This is a genomic window from Pseudomonas sp. PA-5-4B (genome assembly GCF_021606215.1).
Taxonomy (GTDB): Bacteria; Pseudomonadota; Gammaproteobacteria; order Pseudomonadales; family Pseudomonadaceae; genus Aquipseudomonas; species Aquipseudomonas edaphica.
In genome coordinates this window covers 91,119-104,407 of the sequence record NZ_WKDB01000013.1, presented here as the reverse complement: position 1 = coordinate 104,407, position 13,289 = coordinate 91,119, and the positions used below count along the sequence as shown (strand labels likewise).

The 13,289-nt window shown below is 60.1% G+C and carries 13 protein-coding genes; 8 read left to right on the top strand and 5 right to left on the bottom strand.

Annotated elements, in window-relative coordinates:
* Positions 1–360 (top strand): DUF1493 family protein (locus GIW28_RS09125; protein WP_236490390.1); only part of this gene is annotated, 360 nt, incomplete at its 5' end.
* A gap of 158 nt (positions 361–518) precedes the next feature.
* Entirely contained in the window at positions 519–1,382 is an 864-nt protein-coding gene (locus GIW28_RS09120) for a DMT family transporter (RefSeq protein WP_236447282.1), read from the top strand.
* 56 nt (positions 1,383–1,438) lie between these two features.
* Here GIW28_RS09120 and GIW28_RS09115 read toward each other — a convergent pair whose 3' ends face one another.
* Together GIW28_RS09115 and hslO are read right to left on the bottom strand one after the other, a co-directional pair.
* Positions 1,439–2,980, bottom strand: coding sequence for a phosphoenolpyruvate carboxykinase (locus GIW28_RS09115; protein WP_017135372.1), 1,542 nt, complete (start codon positions 2,978–2,980; stop codon positions 1,439–1,441).
* A 179-nt stretch (positions 2,981–3,159) separates the two neighbouring features.
* Positions 3,160–4,062, bottom strand: coding sequence for an Hsp33 family molecular chaperone HslO (gene hslO / locus GIW28_RS09110; RefSeq protein WP_017135371.1), 903 nt, complete (start codon positions 4,060–4,062; stop codon positions 3,160–3,162).
* Between the two features lie 104 nt (positions 4,063–4,166).
* On the opposite strand from hslO, the gene GIW28_RS09105 reads away from it, so the two are divergent.
* Positions 4,167–4,970: a phosphatase PAP2 family protein gene (locus GIW28_RS09105; protein ID WP_017135370.1), complete on the top strand. Its 804-nt coding sequence runs from the start codon at positions 4,167–4,169 to the stop codon at positions 4,968–4,970.
* A gap of 134 nt (positions 4,971–5,104) precedes the next feature.
* On the opposite strand, the gene GIW28_RS09100 is transcribed toward GIW28_RS09105, so the two are convergent.
* Positions 5,105–5,512: an RNA-binding S4 domain-containing protein gene (locus tag GIW28_RS09100; protein ID WP_017135369.1), complete on the bottom strand. Its 408-nt coding sequence runs from the start codon at positions 5,510–5,512 to the stop codon at positions 5,105–5,107.
* A gap of 115 nt (positions 5,513–5,627) precedes the next feature.
* On the opposite strand from GIW28_RS09100, the gene rimA reads away from it, so the two are divergent.
* The 3 genes from rimA to rimK are packed head-to-tail and all read left to right on the top strand — an operon-like array spanning position 5,628 to position 7,805.
* The gene (gene rimA, locus GIW28_RS09095; protein ID WP_099549518.1) at positions 5,628–6,407 is read left to right on the top strand and encodes a S6 modification regulatory phosphodiesterase RimA; all 780 of its coding nucleotides are present in this window, start codon (positions 5,628–5,630) and stop codon (positions 6,405–6,407) included.
* A 13-nt stretch (positions 6,408–6,420) separates the two neighbouring features.
* On the top strand, positions 6,421–6,903 hold the full coding sequence (gene rimB / locus GIW28_RS09090) for a retropepsin-like aspartic endopeptidase RimB (RefSeq protein WP_034117234.1): 483 nt from the start codon (positions 6,421–6,423) through the stop codon (positions 6,901–6,903).
* Positions 6,900–7,805: a 30S ribosomal protein S6--L-glutamate ligase gene (gene rimK / locus GIW28_RS09085; protein WP_003171022.1), complete on the top strand. Its 906-nt coding sequence runs from the start codon at positions 6,900–6,902 to the stop codon at positions 7,803–7,805. The genes rimB and rimK overlap by 4 nt, the downstream gene beginning before the upstream one ends.
* Before the next feature lie 154 nt (positions 7,806–7,959).
* Here rimK and GIW28_RS09080 read toward each other — a convergent pair whose 3' ends face one another.
* Both GIW28_RS09080 and ompR read right to left on the bottom strand, forming a co-directional pair.
* A complete protein-coding gene (locus GIW28_RS09080) occupies positions 7,960–9,273 on the bottom strand; it encodes an ATP-binding protein (protein WP_017135367.1) in 1,314 nt (437 codons plus the stop codon).
* Positions 9,274–9,390: 117 nt separating this feature from the next.
* A complete protein-coding gene (ompR, locus tag GIW28_RS09075) occupies positions 9,391–10,131 on the bottom strand; it encodes an osmolarity response regulator transcription factor OmpR (RefSeq protein WP_017135366.1) in 741 nt (246 codons plus the stop codon).
* A gap of 357 nt (positions 10,132–10,488) precedes the next feature.
* On the opposite strand from ompR, the gene GIW28_RS09070 reads away from it, so the two are divergent.
* Together GIW28_RS09070 and GIW28_RS09065 are read left to right on the top strand one after the other, a co-directional pair.
* Positions 10,489–12,816 (top strand): Tex family protein, encoded by a 2,328-nt coding sequence (locus tag GIW28_RS09070; protein ID WP_169986660.1) that lies wholly within the window; start codon positions 10,489–10,491, stop codon positions 12,814–12,816.
* The gene (locus GIW28_RS09065; RefSeq protein ID WP_017135364.1) at positions 12,816–13,199 is read left to right on the top strand and encodes a PaaI family thioesterase; all 384 of its coding nucleotides are present in this window, start codon (positions 12,816–12,818) and stop codon (positions 13,197–13,199) included. Before GIW28_RS09070 ends, GIW28_RS09065 begins: the two co-directional genes overlap by 1 nt.
* Positions 13,200–13,289 lie beyond the last annotated feature (90 nt).

Below are 13,289 nucleotides of genomic sequence, written 5' to 3'. Positions count from 1 at the left end.
ACCATGAACCTGGCCCCCAACTTCCCCGAAGACCCCGTGATGCAGCAGCTTCTGCAACTGTTGCACGAAGAAATCGGACTGCCGAAGCACAAGACCCTGCGCCTCGAAACCTCGATCAACCTCGAGCTCGGCTGCGACGGCGCCGAGGCCAAGCAATTGATGGAAGCGATGGAGCAAGAGTTTGCCCTCGACTTGGGCGACTACGATGCTTATCGTTACTTCAAACCGCCGGTGTTCGATGTGTTCCTCAAGCGCCGCGCCAAGGGCCGGGGCGATAAGGTGCCGCTGACCATCGGCATGCTCTACCTGGCGATCAAGACCCATAGTTGGGATACGCAAACCCTGGAAAACTTGAGCTGATCCCAAGACCACCGAATACCGGTGTGGGAGCTGGCTTGCCTGCGATGGCATCACCTCGGTATTACTGACAGACCGAGTCGCCTGCATCGCGGCGGTGCGACGATTCGACAAGCCCGGCTCCCACACTGAAGTTGCTGACACAACAACAAGGACCTTACATGGACGTAATAATGGGCCTGCTGGCCGCCCTGCTCTGGGGCGGCACGGACTTTCTCGTGGGCCTCAACGCCCTAGCCGTGGGCGTTAAACGCGCGGTGTATTTCGGCCAAGCCCTTGGCTTTTTGATCATGACGCTGTTGCTGGTGATCTTCCCGGCCTTCCTGTTCAAATCTCTGAATGCCCCATTGAGCGTCTGGCTCCTGGGCATCACCGCCGCCCTGCTCACCGTCTCCGGCGCGCTGGCGCTGTCCAAGGCCTTCGCCCTGGGCAAAGCCGCCATCGTTGCGCCTTTGGTAACGTCTTACGGCGTAGTGACCACCCTGCTGTCCTGGGCCAGTGGCGAACACATCAACCTGATCCAACTCGGCTGCATCGGCCTGTGCGTAATCGGCGTGATCCTGTCCAGCATCCACAAGGACAACGGCACGCCCCACAACAACCCGCGCCAGTCCATCGCCTACGCCATGCTCGCCGCCTTGCTGTACGGCACCAGCTTCTGGTTGCAAGGTCGCTACACGCTGCCGGCGCTGGGGCCGATCACCATGTTGTGGCTGGGTTACCTGGTGGGCCTGTGCGTGCTGGTGGTGATGGTGCTGAAGATCAAGGACGGCCTGAAGATCCCGCCGTTGAAAAACTGCGCAACCTTGACCGGTGCGAGCCTGATGAACCTCGGCGGGTTCTCGGCGTTTTCCTGGGGCGCGATGACGGGCTCGGTTTCGGTGGTGACGGTGATCAGTACATTGTCCGGCGGGATTGCGGCGATTCTGGGGTATGTGTTTTTCAAGGAGCGGTTGTCGGCGGTGCAGGTGCTGGGCGTTGCATTAGTGCTGGTCGGCGCCGTGGTTTTGCATATCGCCATCTAACCTGTCGCCCACAAAAAAGCCGCCCCGGAGGGCGGCTTTTTCACAACAACCGAACCTTACAACTTAGGCCCGGCCGCCTTGATCGCATCGCTCACTTCAAACTTCTTGAAGTTCTCGATGAACAGACCAGCCAGCGCTTTCGCCGCTTCGTCGTAGGCAGCCTTGTCAGCCCAGGTGTTACGCGGGTTCAACAGGCCGGTATCAACGCCCGGTACGGCCAAAGGCACGTCGAGGTTGATGGTGTCGAGGTGTTCGGTTTGTGCACCGATCAACGCGCCGCTCTGGATCGCTGCGATCACGCCGCGAGTGGTCGGGATGTTGAAGCGCTTGCCGACGCCGTAGCCGCCGCCGGTCCAGCCGGTGTTGACCAGGTAGACCTTGGAGCCGAAGCCGCGCACACGCTTGATCAGCAGTTCTGCGTATTCACCGGCTGGGCGTGGGAAGAACGGCGCGCCGAAGCAGGTGGAGAAGGTCGACTTGATGCCGCTGCCCGAACCCATTTCGGTCGAGCCCACCAGAGCGGTGTAGCCGGACAGGAAGTGGTAGGCCGCTTGTTCTTCGCTGAGGATCGAGACGGGCGGCAGTACGCCGGTCAGGTCGCAGGTCAGGAAGATCACAGCGTTTGGCTCGCCGCCCAGGTTCTTCTCGGAACGCTTGGCAACGTGCTCCAGCGGGTAGGCGGCGCGGCTGTTCTGGGTCAGGCTGACGTTGGTGTAGTCGGCGTGCTTGGCATCGTCGATCACCACGTTTTCAAGCACGGTGCCGTGCTTGATGGCTTTCCAGATTACCGGCTCGTTCTTCTCGGAGAGGTCGATGCACTTGGCATAGCAACCGCCTTCGATGTTGAACACCACGCCTTCGCCCCAGCCGTGTTCATCGTCACCGATCAGGTAACGGCTTTCGTCAGCCGACAGGGTGGTTTTACCGGTGCCCGACAGGCCGAAGAACAGAGTCACGTCGCCGGCTTCGCCAATGTTGGCGGCGCAGTGCATTGGCAGCACGTCGGCGGCCGGCAGCAGGAAGTTCTGCACCGAGAACATGGCTTTTTTCATTTCACCGGCGTAACGCATGCCGGCGATCAGCACTTTTTTCTGGGCGAAATTGAGGATCACGCAACCATCGGAGTTGGTGCCGTCACGCTCTGGCACGCATTCGAAGTTGGCGACGTTAAGCACTTGCCACTCATCACGGCCGGCTGGGTTGTACTGGGCCGGGTTGATGAACAGGCAACGACCGAACAGGTTCTGCCAGGCAGTCTGGGTGGTCATTTTCACGGCCAGGTAGTGGTCTTCTGCAGCCCCTACGTGAACATGGGAAACGAAATGCTCTTGCGCGTTGTTGAATGCCTCGACGCGAGCCCACAGGGCATCGAACTTGTCGGCCGGGAACTTGCGGTTGATCGGGCCCCAGGCGATTGCGTCCTGGGTGGAAGGCTCTTCAACGATGAAACGGTCAACCGGCGAACGACCGGTGCGGTGACCGGTTTCTACGACCAGCGCGCCAGTATCGGCAAGCACGCCTTCACCGCGCTGCAGGGCTTCTTTGACCAGATCGTCAACACTCAGATCGGTGTATACGGCGTTATTGGCTTGCGTCATGAGGTTCCCCGTCGGCCTATGGCCGAGTGCTCCAAACGTTTTGTAGTAGAAAGTTGCGCACTACTACCGCGAAAAAAGTGGGCCGGATTATGCCAGAAAAGCCCAAAAAGAGTAGGGTCCTCCCGTCAGAACTGCGCTAATCCGGCGTTTGTCAGGTGATTTACCTGTGCTTAAACGTTTTAGTGGCGGGTGTCGGAGGGGGTGTCGATGCCTGCGCCGGCGAATAATTGGGCTACATCGGCCGCATCGAACAGGTAGCGCTGGTTGCAGAATTGGCAGTCGATCTCGATATTGCCGCCATGTTCCACCACCAATTGCTGCGCATCTTCAAGGCCCAGGCTAACCAAGGCGTTGGCCGAGCGCTCACGTGAACAACTGCAACGGAAGCGCAGGCCCTGGGCGTCGAACAGGCGCACGGCTTCTTCGTGGTAAAGGCGATGCAGGATGGTTTCGTTATCCAGGCCCAGCAGTTCTTCAGCCGTCAGGGTGCCGGCCAGGGCGGTCAGTTTGCGCCAGCTGTCGGTGCGCTCATCGTCGTCCTTGATGCGGTCAGCCGGCAATTGCTGAAGCAGCAAGCCACGGGCGCGCTTGCCGTCAGCGTTGAGCCAGAATTTGGTGCCGACCTGCTGGGACATCACGAAATAGTTGGTAAAGCAGTCCGATAGGGTTTCGCCGTCGAGGTCGACGATGCCCTGGTAACGCTGGCCTTCGGTGGGGTCGACGGTGATCGCCAGCACGCCATTGGCCATCAGGTCTGACAAGGTCGCGTCCGGGGCGATCTGGTCGGCTTCGTAACGGGCCAGGCCACGGATTTCGCGCTCGCTGGAACACTCGATCATCAACATCGGCACCGGGCCTTCGGAACGGGCCTGCAAGATCAGCAAACCATCGAACTTCATGGTGCCTACCAGCAGCGAGGCCGCCGCCATCAGCTCACCGAGCAGCTGCGCAACCGGCTCCGGATAGGGGTGCTTGGCAAGGACTTCGGCATAGCTGCGCTCCAGCGAGACCAGTTCGCCGCGGGCGTCGTTCTCATCGAAGATGAAGCGTTGGGTGAAGTCGGTATCCGGTAGATCAGTCATAGGTCTGGGTATCTGAATTGATGACAAATTGGTTACAAGGTTTATAGAATTAAACGCTTTGGCACCTTTTTGGTGCGTTTTTACAGAGCGAAGAGGGACAGTTTATGAACAATCCGGGTTTGTTCCAAGCCAGGTGGAACCTCCGGGGGTGGGCCTTTTGCAATCTAGTCGCTATCGGGCTGCTGTGTTTTTGGCTGTGGCCCACGGGACAGATGCTGTGTGTGGTTTTCGACGAATGGCTGTTTCATCTGCTTAATGACCCATTGGCAAGCAATTCGACATGGTTGCATGTGTGGGCGGTGGCCAGTTTGCGACCGTTTGATGCCGTGGTTGGGGTGATTTTGCTGGCACTGCTGATTCGCGGCGACTGGGTGTTCAAGGCCATTCAGGTGCGACAGGCATTCTTCGGTTTCCTCAGCATTCTGCTGCTGTTGCTGTTTATCCGTATGCTGTTTTCCAAGCTCACGGCGCAAATGGGCTGGCAGCACAACAGCCCGTCGATGGTGATCAGCGGCGCGATTCATATGAGCGATTATTTCCCGGGCCTGGAGAAAACCTGGGAGTTGAAGGATCGTTCCAGCCAGAGCTTCCCGGGCGATCATGCGTCGGTTCTGCTGATCTGGGGCATGTTCATGACGGTGTTTGCCCAGCGTTTCACCCAAGTAGTGGTGATCTGGGGCTTGGCATTGTTGTTCATGATGCCGCGGCTGGTGGCGGGCGCACATTGGGGCCAGGACGACTACATCGGCGGAGTGCTGCTGGCGTTGCTGGCACTGGGGTGGGGGTATTACACGCCGTTTGCGGCAAAGGTGTCGGGGTTGCTGATACGGGTGACGGCGCCGGTTTTCGGGTTGCTCGGGAAGCTGCCAGTCATCGGGCGGTTGAGTGTCATGCGCATAGCCGCGTAACACCGCAGCCCTAATGTGAGAGCTGGCTTGCCTGCGATAGCGGGGGGTCAGCCACCCTCTCAGTCACTGACCCACCGCTATCGCAGGCAAGCCAGCTCCCACATTGTTGATCTCCTTTTGAAGGGAGATCCGTGTCAATCATCATTGCCGCTGCCGCGAAACTTGAACAGATCACGCCGCTGCTTCTTGCTCGGCTTGCCGTCGGTGGTCATGCCGGTTGCGCCAGCCTTACGCATAGCCGCCGCATTTTCGCGCTTTGCGATGCTGGCTTCGGTTTCGGCATACAACGCCTGCGCCTCAGGCGCGCCACGACGCACGACAGACAGTGCCTGCACCACCACAGTCTTTTCGTCAAAACCTGTACGAATCTGCAGCTCGTCTCCGACGCGCGGTTCCTTGCCCGGCTTGCAGCGCTCGCCGCGATGGTGCACCTTGCCGCTTTCGATGGCCGCCTTGGCCAGGGCACGGGTTTTATAAAAACGCGCCGCCCACAACCACTTGTCCAAACGGACCTTTTCTTCCTCTTCCTGCTTTTGAGCCACTTGAATTCCTCGCTCTGAAAAATGTCGCAACTTTACCGTTGAACCCCTTCAACGCATAAATCCCAAGCCTCACCTAAGATACGCCAGACACCCCCTGTTTTCGCGAGGATACGCTGTGACCGACTTTCCCACCTCACTCACCTCGCCCAACCAGCGTTGCGTAGGTTGCCAGCAAAGCGAAGACTTGGGTTTCGATTTTTCCTTCGCCTACCAGCCTATCGTAGACCTTCGCGACCGGTCGATTTTTGCCCACGAAGCATTGGTGCGCGGTATTCACGGTGAAGGGGCGTTGTCGGTGCTGGACCAGGTCAACGACAGCAACCGTTATCGCTTTGACCAACGCTGCCGTACTCAGGCGATTGCGGGGGCCGCCGCGCTGGGAATGCAAAGCTATCTTTCGATCAACTTCATGCCCAATGCCGTGTACCGGCCGGAGCTGTGCATTCGCAGCACGCTGGAGGCGGCCCGTGCGCATAATTTCCCGCTGGATCGGTTGATTTTCGAAACCCTTGAAAACGAGCATGTAGATAACTATCGCCATTTGACCAATATTCTGCGTGAATACCGCGAATTCGGCTTCAAGACCGCCATCGATGACTTCGGCGCCGGCTATTCGGGGCTGAACCTGCTGGCCGATTTCCAACCCGACTTGATCAAACTCGACATGGCGCTGATTCGCGATGTAGACCAGGATCGTGTCCGGCAGGTTATTGTCCAGGGGATTGTCACAATCTGTGAGCAGTTGGGCGTTACTGTCATTGCCGAAGGTATCGAAAGTGCCGGCGAGCGCGACTTTCTGTCCGACTGCGGAATATTTCTGATGCAGGGCTACTGGTTCGCCAGGCCTGCATTCAAAGCCCTGGCCGAGGTTTCCCCTCAGGCCTGGGCGAACTGACCGGTTACCCATATTGAAGACATTTGACCATTTGACCGTTGTGGGTCTGCGCGAGTGGGTGGCCCTTCCCGACCTGGGAGTGGCTGGCCTGCGCGCGAAGATCGACACCGGTGCCAGCACCTCGAGCCTGCACGCCACCGATATCGAGCCCTTTGAGCGCGACGGTGAGAAGTGGGTGCGCTTCACTGCGCATCTGGGCAGCGTGGTGCAATTGCGCCATCGTCGCTGCGAAGCGCCCCTGGTGACGATGAAAACTATCAAGAGCTCCAACGGCCATGCGCAGGTGCGGTATGTAATCAGCACCACCCTGGCACTGGGTGACCGAGTATGGCGGGTGGAATTCACCCTGGCCTGTCGCAAGGCCATGCGTTACCGCCTGTTGCTGGGCTCCAAGGCGCTGATTGACGGCCAGTTGGTGGTCAGTCCCGGCGTCAAGTACGTTCAAGACAAGCCGGTGTTCCCGGTCTCTACTATTTCTGCCCCAGGTGCTGCATGAAGATTGCTGTGCTGTCGCGAAACCCGCGTCTGTATTCCACCCGCCGCCTGGTCGAGGCCGGCACCGAACGTGGCCATGAAATGGTGGTGATCGACACGTTGCGTGCCTATATGAACATTGCCAGCCACAAGCCGCAGATCCACTACCGGGGCAAACCGCTGGAAGGCTTTGATGCGGTGATCCCGCGGATCGGCGCTTCGGTGACGTTCTACGGCTGCGCGGTGTTGCGCCAGTTTGAAATGATGGGCGTGTTCCCGCTCAACGAATCGGTGGCCATTGCCCGTTCGCGGGACAAGCTGCGCTCCCTGCAATTGCTGTCGCGCCGGGGTATCGGCCTGCCGGTGACCGGCTTTGCCCACTCCCCCGATGACATCCCCGACCTGATCGAGATGGTCAACGGCGCACCGCTGGTGATCAAGGTGCTCGAAGGTACCCAAGGGATCGGCGTGGTGCTGTGTGAGACGGCGACTGCCGCCGAGTCGGTGATCGAGGCGTTCATGGGCCTCAAGCAGAACATCATGGTGCAGGAATACATCAAGGAAGCCGGCGGTGCGGATATCCGCTGCTTCGTGGTCGGCGACAAGGTGATCGCAGCCATGAAGCGCCAGGCCAAGCCGGGGGAGTTCCGCTCCAACCTGCACCGTGGCGGCAGTGCCAGCCTGATCAAGATCACCCCGGAAGAGCGCATGACCGCGCTGCGGGCCGCCAAAGTGATGGGCCTGGCAGTGGCGGGCGTGGATATCCTGCGCTCCAACCACGGCCCGCTGGTGATGGAGGTGAATTCATCACCGGGCCTGGAAGGGATCGAGACCACCACCGGCAAGGATGTGGCGGGGATAATCATTCAGCATCTGGAGAAGAATGGTGGGCCGAATATGACCCGGACCAAGGGCAAGGGCTGATACAACCCGGCCTTCCACCCACCGAAAAAACCTGTGGGAGCTGGCTTGTCGGGTCGCCGCATCGCTGCGATAGCGGTGGGTCAGCAACCCATTTGTTAACTGATACACCGTTATCGCAGGCAAGCCAGCTCCCACATTGGGTTGCTGTTTTTTTTTAGACCGCATCCCTTGGCAGCATCAAGCCTAGCGGCAAGCGCACCCGTGCTTCCAGGCCGCCTTCTTCGCGGTTGCGCAGCTCAACATTGCCGCCATGCATCGAAGCAATTCGCCGCACAATCGCCAGCCCCAGCCCCGTACCCTTGCCGCCCCGCGCACGGTCGCCACGGGTGAATGGGTTGAAAATACCTTCCAGCTCCGCCGGGTCGATGCCCGTACCACGGTCCATCACGCTCAACACCACATAGGGCGCCGTGCTGTCGCCGGACACATAGGCGGCCACTTCCACATCTGAACCCGCGTGATGCAAGGCGTTGCCGATCAGGTTGTTCAACAGGCGCTTCATCGATACCCGACGCAATGCAAACGGCTGGATCGGCTCCAGGCGCATACGCACCTGTTCGCCATTCTGGTTGTAGGGCGCTACCACCTCACGCACCAGGTCCGTGAGGTCGACTTCCTCCACCACCTCATCACGGCCATCGCGGATAAACGCCAGGAATTGATCGAGAATCGCGTCCATGTCCTCGATGTCGCGCACCATGTCATCGGTCAGGTCGTTATGGTTGCCCATCAACTCCAGGGACAGCCGCAAACGCGTCAGCGGCGTGCGCAAGTCATGGGACACGCCCGCCAGCATCAGCTCGCGTTCGCGCCCGGCCTGTTCGACATCCTCCGCCATCTGGTTGAAGGCACCGTACACCTCGGTCATCTCACTGGGCGTATCGCTGATCGGCAGGCGCACACTGCGCCCCTGCCCGAGCTGGCGGGCGGCAAACACCAGGCGTTTAAGCGGTTGGTTGAGCTGTCGGACGAAAATCCACGCGGAAGCGGTTGAAAGTAAACCGATGGCCAGGAACCAGCCCAACACGTTCCAGATTTTTTGCCCGCGCAGCGGATGGGGGTAAAGGGGCACCTTGATCCAGGCATCTCCCAGACTCGGAGCCCTGACCCAGAGTGCAGGTGAAACATGCATGCGCAGGCGCACCTCGGTGTCCTCTCCCAGCTCAGCCTGCATCTGACGCTGATAAATCTCGCTGTAAGGCCAATGCTGCTCACCTTCGGGCACACCAGCGCCGTCGACTCGAATCAGCGTCGAAGCCTTCGCTACCTTTTCGCGGTTTTCAGGGTCAACGGCCCAGTAGGCACGCAGTGTCAGGGCGACACCGTGGCTGTACTGCCTGTCTACCAGCACGTCTTCGTTCATCAACAGATAAACCAGCGTGAGCGCCTTGGAAAACAGCACGACGATCAGCACCAGCCAAAGGGTGCGAGAGAAGAAACTTTGCGGGAACCACAACGGGGTTTTCATAGGAGACAGCTAAACACCTTGCAGGAACGAGCGGCGCTCGCAGAATTGCAGACGCCGGGCATCCCGTCGACCCTCATGGAGTCAAACGCCGGGATGCCCGCCCCTGCAAGTCATCGGTCACTTGGTTGCAGTGCCATCCGGCACAAACACATAACCCACGCCCCACACCGTCTGGATGTACCGCGGCTTGGCCGGGTCCGGCTCGATCATCCGGCGCAGACGCGAGATCTGCACGTCGATGGAGCGCTCCAGGGCGTCCCATTCGCGGCCACGGGCCAGGTTCATCAGCTTGTCGCGGGTCAACGGCTGGCGAGCATTCATCACCAATGCCTTGAGCACGGCGAACTCGCCGGTGGTCAGCATGTGCACTTCTTCGCCACGCTTGAGTTCGCGGGTCGCCAGTGACAGCTCGTATTCGCCAAAGGTGACGCTCTCGTCTTCGCTGCCTGGCGCGCCCGGTACCGGCGGTGCCTGGCGACGCAATACGGCCTTGACCCGGGCCATCAACTCGTCAGGGTTGAACGGCTTGGCCAGGTAGTCATCAGCGCCCAGTTCCAGGCCCTTGATGCGGCTCAGCTCATCGCCCTTGGCGGTCAGCATGATGATGGGGATCTGGTTGTTCGCACCGCGCAGGCGCTTGCAGGCGGTAAGGCCGTCTTCGCCGGGCAGCATCAGGTCGAGTACGACCAGGTTGAACACTTCACGCCCCAACAGGCGGTCCATCTGCTCGGTGTTCGGCACCGCGCGGGCACGGTAGCCCTTGGAGTTGAAAAAACGTTCCAGCAGGCTGCTCAGCCCCGGATCGTCGTCAACGATGAGAATTTTTTCGCCTTCAGCAGTTTGTGCAGTGCTGCTCATTAGATGCTCCTCTTATCTCGGCGCGCATTATGGCGTAGCTGCCGTTATACGCACCGTGTGCATTGTTAGCAGATTTTTCCTCCACCGCCAGCGAACCCGCGTCCTACAACCACCGGCGCAGTACCCCCCAAGGGCAGAACGCTGGTTATAATGCGGCGCCTTCACGCAGGGCACTGTCAGACTTTACTGTTTGCAGCCTCAGCCGTTTTTTCAGCGCGGGGCAGCAATTTCCCGATTTCGAGGGTCAATAGGCAGCCTTTTGACCCAGGCAGCGGTGCCGCTGGCGCCGCTCAACCAGCCTCGCAACGCCTTGTTTTCCGGGCCTGCGAGCTGCTTTCAAGAATTTCAGGTGGTTTTATGGACAGCATCAACAGCCGCATTGCCGAGGAACTCGGTGTACGCCCACAACAGGTCGAAGCGGCCGTCGCGCTACTGGATGAAGGCTCCACGGTGCCTTTCATCGCCCGTTACCGTAAAGAAGTGACCGGCAGCCTCGACGACACCCAATTGCGTCACCTGGAAGAGCGCCTGCGCTACCTGCGAGAACTCGACGAACGGCGCATCAGCATCCTCGCCAGCATCGAGGAACAGGGCAAGTTGACCCCGCAACTGGAACGCGACATCAAGCTCGCCGACACCAAGACCCGCCTCGAAGACCTTTACCTGCCGTACAAACAGAAGCGCCGCACCAAGGGCCAGATCGCCCTGGAAGCCGGTTTGGGCGAGCTGGCCGACGGCCTGTTCAACGACCCGTCGCTGGCCCCGGAAGCCGAAGCCGCGCGCTTTATCGATGCCGAAAAAGGCGTCGCCGACGTCAAGGCCGCCCTCGAAGGTGCCAAGTACATCCTCATGGAGCGTTTCGCTGAAAACGCCGGCCTGCTGGAAAAACTGCGCACCTACCTCAAGCAGGAAGCCATTCTCAGTGCTCGCGTTATCGCCGGCAAAGAGGAAGAAGGCGCCAAATTCCGCGATTATTTCGAGCACGACGAGCCGCTCAAGAGCATGCCGTCGCACCGGGCACTGGCGATTTTCCGGGGTCGCAACGAGGGCATTCTCAGCTCGGCGCTGAAAGTCGGCGACGAATTGCCGGGCACCATGCACCCGTGCGAAGGCATGATCGGGCAACAATTCGGCATCCAGAATCAGAACCGTCCTGCGGACAAGTGGCTCGGTGAAGTCGTGCGCTGGACCTGGAAGGTCAAGCTCTACACCCACCTGGAAACCGACCTGCTCGGCGAGCTGCGCGACGGCGCCGAAACCGAGGCGATCAACGTGTTCGCCCACAACCTGCACGACCTGCTGCTGGCCGCACCGGCCGGCCCGCGCGCCACGTTGGGCCTCGACCCGGGCTTGCGTACCGGCTGCAAGGTTGCGGTGGTCGACTCCACCGGCAAGCTGCTGGACCACGCCACCGTGTACCCGCACGTGCCGCACAACAAGTGGGACCAGACCCTCGCCATCCTGGCCGCCCTGTGCGCCAAGCACGCCGTGGACCTGATCGCCATCGGCAACGGCACCGCCAGCCGTGAAACCGACAAGCTGGCCGCCGAGCTGATCAAAAAATACCCCGCCATGAAGATGACCAAGGTCATGGTTTCCGAGGCCGGCGCTTCGGTGTACTCGGCGTCGGAACTGGCTTCCAAGGAATTCCCGGACCTCGACGTGTCGATCCGTGGCGCCGTCTCCATTGCTCGCCGCCTGCAGGACCCGCTGGCAGAGCTGGTGAAGATCGACCCTAAATCCATTGGTGTCGGCCAGTACCAGCACGACGTGTCGCAACTGAAACTGGCGCGCGGCCTGGATGCGGTGGTGGAAGACTGCGTGAACAAGGTGGGTGTGGATGTAAACACCGCCTCGGTCGCGCTGCTGGCGCGTATTTCCGGGCTTAACACCACCCTGGCGCAGAACATTGTCACCCACCGCGACGAAAACGGTGCGTTCAAAACCCGCGCCGCGCTCAAGAAAGTCGCACGCCTGGGCGAAAAAACCTTTGAACAGGCCGCCGGCTTCCTACGGGTCATGAACGGCGATAACCCGCTGGACTCGTCTGCGGTTCACCCGGAAGCCTACCCGCTGGTGCAGCGTATTGCCGCCGAGACCGACCGCGATATCCGTTCGCTGATCGGTGACGCCGCGTTCCTCAAGCGCCTGGACCCGAAGAAGTACACCGACGAAACCTTCGGTGTGCCGACCATCACCGACATCCTGCAAGAGCTGGAAAAACCTGGCCGCGACCCGCGTCCCGAGTTCAAGACCGCCGAGTTCCAGGACGGTGTTGAAGACCTCAAGGACCTGCAGCCGGGCATGATCCTCGAAGGCGTGGTCACCAACGTGACCAACTTTGGCGCCTTTGTGGATATCGGCGTGCATCAGGACGGTTTGGTGCACATCTCTGCACTTTCGGAGAAGTTCATCAAGGATCCACGCGAAGCGGTAAAAGCCGGTGACGTGGTCAAGGTCAAGGTCATGGAAGTCGATATCCCGCGCAAACGCGTGGGTCTGTCGATGCGCATGAGCGACACCCCAGGCGAGAAAATCGACGGCGCCCGTGGTGCACGCCCAGGCTCGGCCCCGCGCCAATCCCAGGGTAACGCGCCGCGTAAAGAGCCCACCGCCACGGCCGCGCCGAGCAACAACGCGATGGCGTCGCTGTTTGCCAACGCCAAGCAGTTGAAGAAACGCTGATGGAAATCCCGGCCGGTTTGACCCAGAGCGCGTTCAGCGAACTGATCGGCTGCCGCCTGCAACGCCTGGACGAGGGCGTTGCCGAGGTGGCCCTGACACTGGAGCCGCAGTTGCGCAACCGCGCGGGCAAGCTCCATGGCGGGGCGATTTTCAGCCTGGTCGACATCACCATGGGGCTGGCCTGTTCCAGCGCCCATGGGTTTGACCAGCAGAGCGCGACCATCGAGTGCAAGATCAACTATATCCGCGCCGTCGAAGACGGTGATGTGCTGTGCACCAGCCGGGTGATTCACGCCGGCAGACGCACGTTGGTGGTGGAAGCCGATGTGTATCAAGGCGAAAGACTTGTCGCAAAAGCACAAGGCACCTTCGCTGTCCTCTAGCTCCCCGCCCTCGATTTGAGTTAATTTCGGCGCTGCGACAACAGCGTCGGAATTTTCTTGCTGCGCTATAGCCCAATTCATGGAGTGAAG

What these genes read in the sequence shown, in the direction of transcription:
- hslO (WP_017135371.1), bottom strand. Translation starts at nt 4,062, where the DNA reads ATGACTGATCTACCGGATACCGACTTCACCCAACGCTTCATCTTCGAT.
- GIW28_RS09065 (WP_017135364.1), top strand. Translation starts at nt 12,816, where the DNA reads ATGGAAATCCCGGCCGGTTTGACCCAGAGCGCGTTCAGCGAACTGATC.
- GIW28_RS09080 (WP_017135367.1), bottom strand. Translation starts at nt 9,273, where the DNA reads ATGAAAACCCCGTTGTGGTTCCCGCAAAGTTTCTTCTCTCGCACCCTT.
- GIW28_RS09115 (WP_017135372.1), bottom strand. Translation starts at nt 2,980, where the DNA reads ATGACGCAAGCCAATAACGCCGTATACACCGATCTGAGTGTTGACGAT.
- GIW28_RS09105 (WP_017135370.1), top strand. Translation starts at nt 4,167, where the DNA reads ATGAACAATCCGGGTTTGTTCCAAGCCAGGTGGAACCTCCGGGGGTGG.
- ompR (WP_017135366.1), bottom strand. Translation starts at nt 10,131, where the DNA reads ATGAGCAGCACTGCACAAACTGCTGAAGGCGAAAAAATTCTCATCGTT.
- GIW28_RS09120 (WP_236447282.1), top strand. Translation starts at nt 519, where the DNA reads ATGGACGTAATAATGGGCCTGCTGGCCGCCCTGCTCTGGGGCGGCACG.
- GIW28_RS09070 (WP_169986660.1), top strand. Translation starts at nt 10,489, where the DNA reads ATGGACAGCATCAACAGCCGCATTGCCGAGGAACTCGGTGTACGCCCA.
- rimK (WP_003171022.1), top strand. Translation starts at nt 6,900, where the DNA reads ATGAAGATTGCTGTGCTGTCGCGAAACCCGCGTCTGTATTCCACCCGC.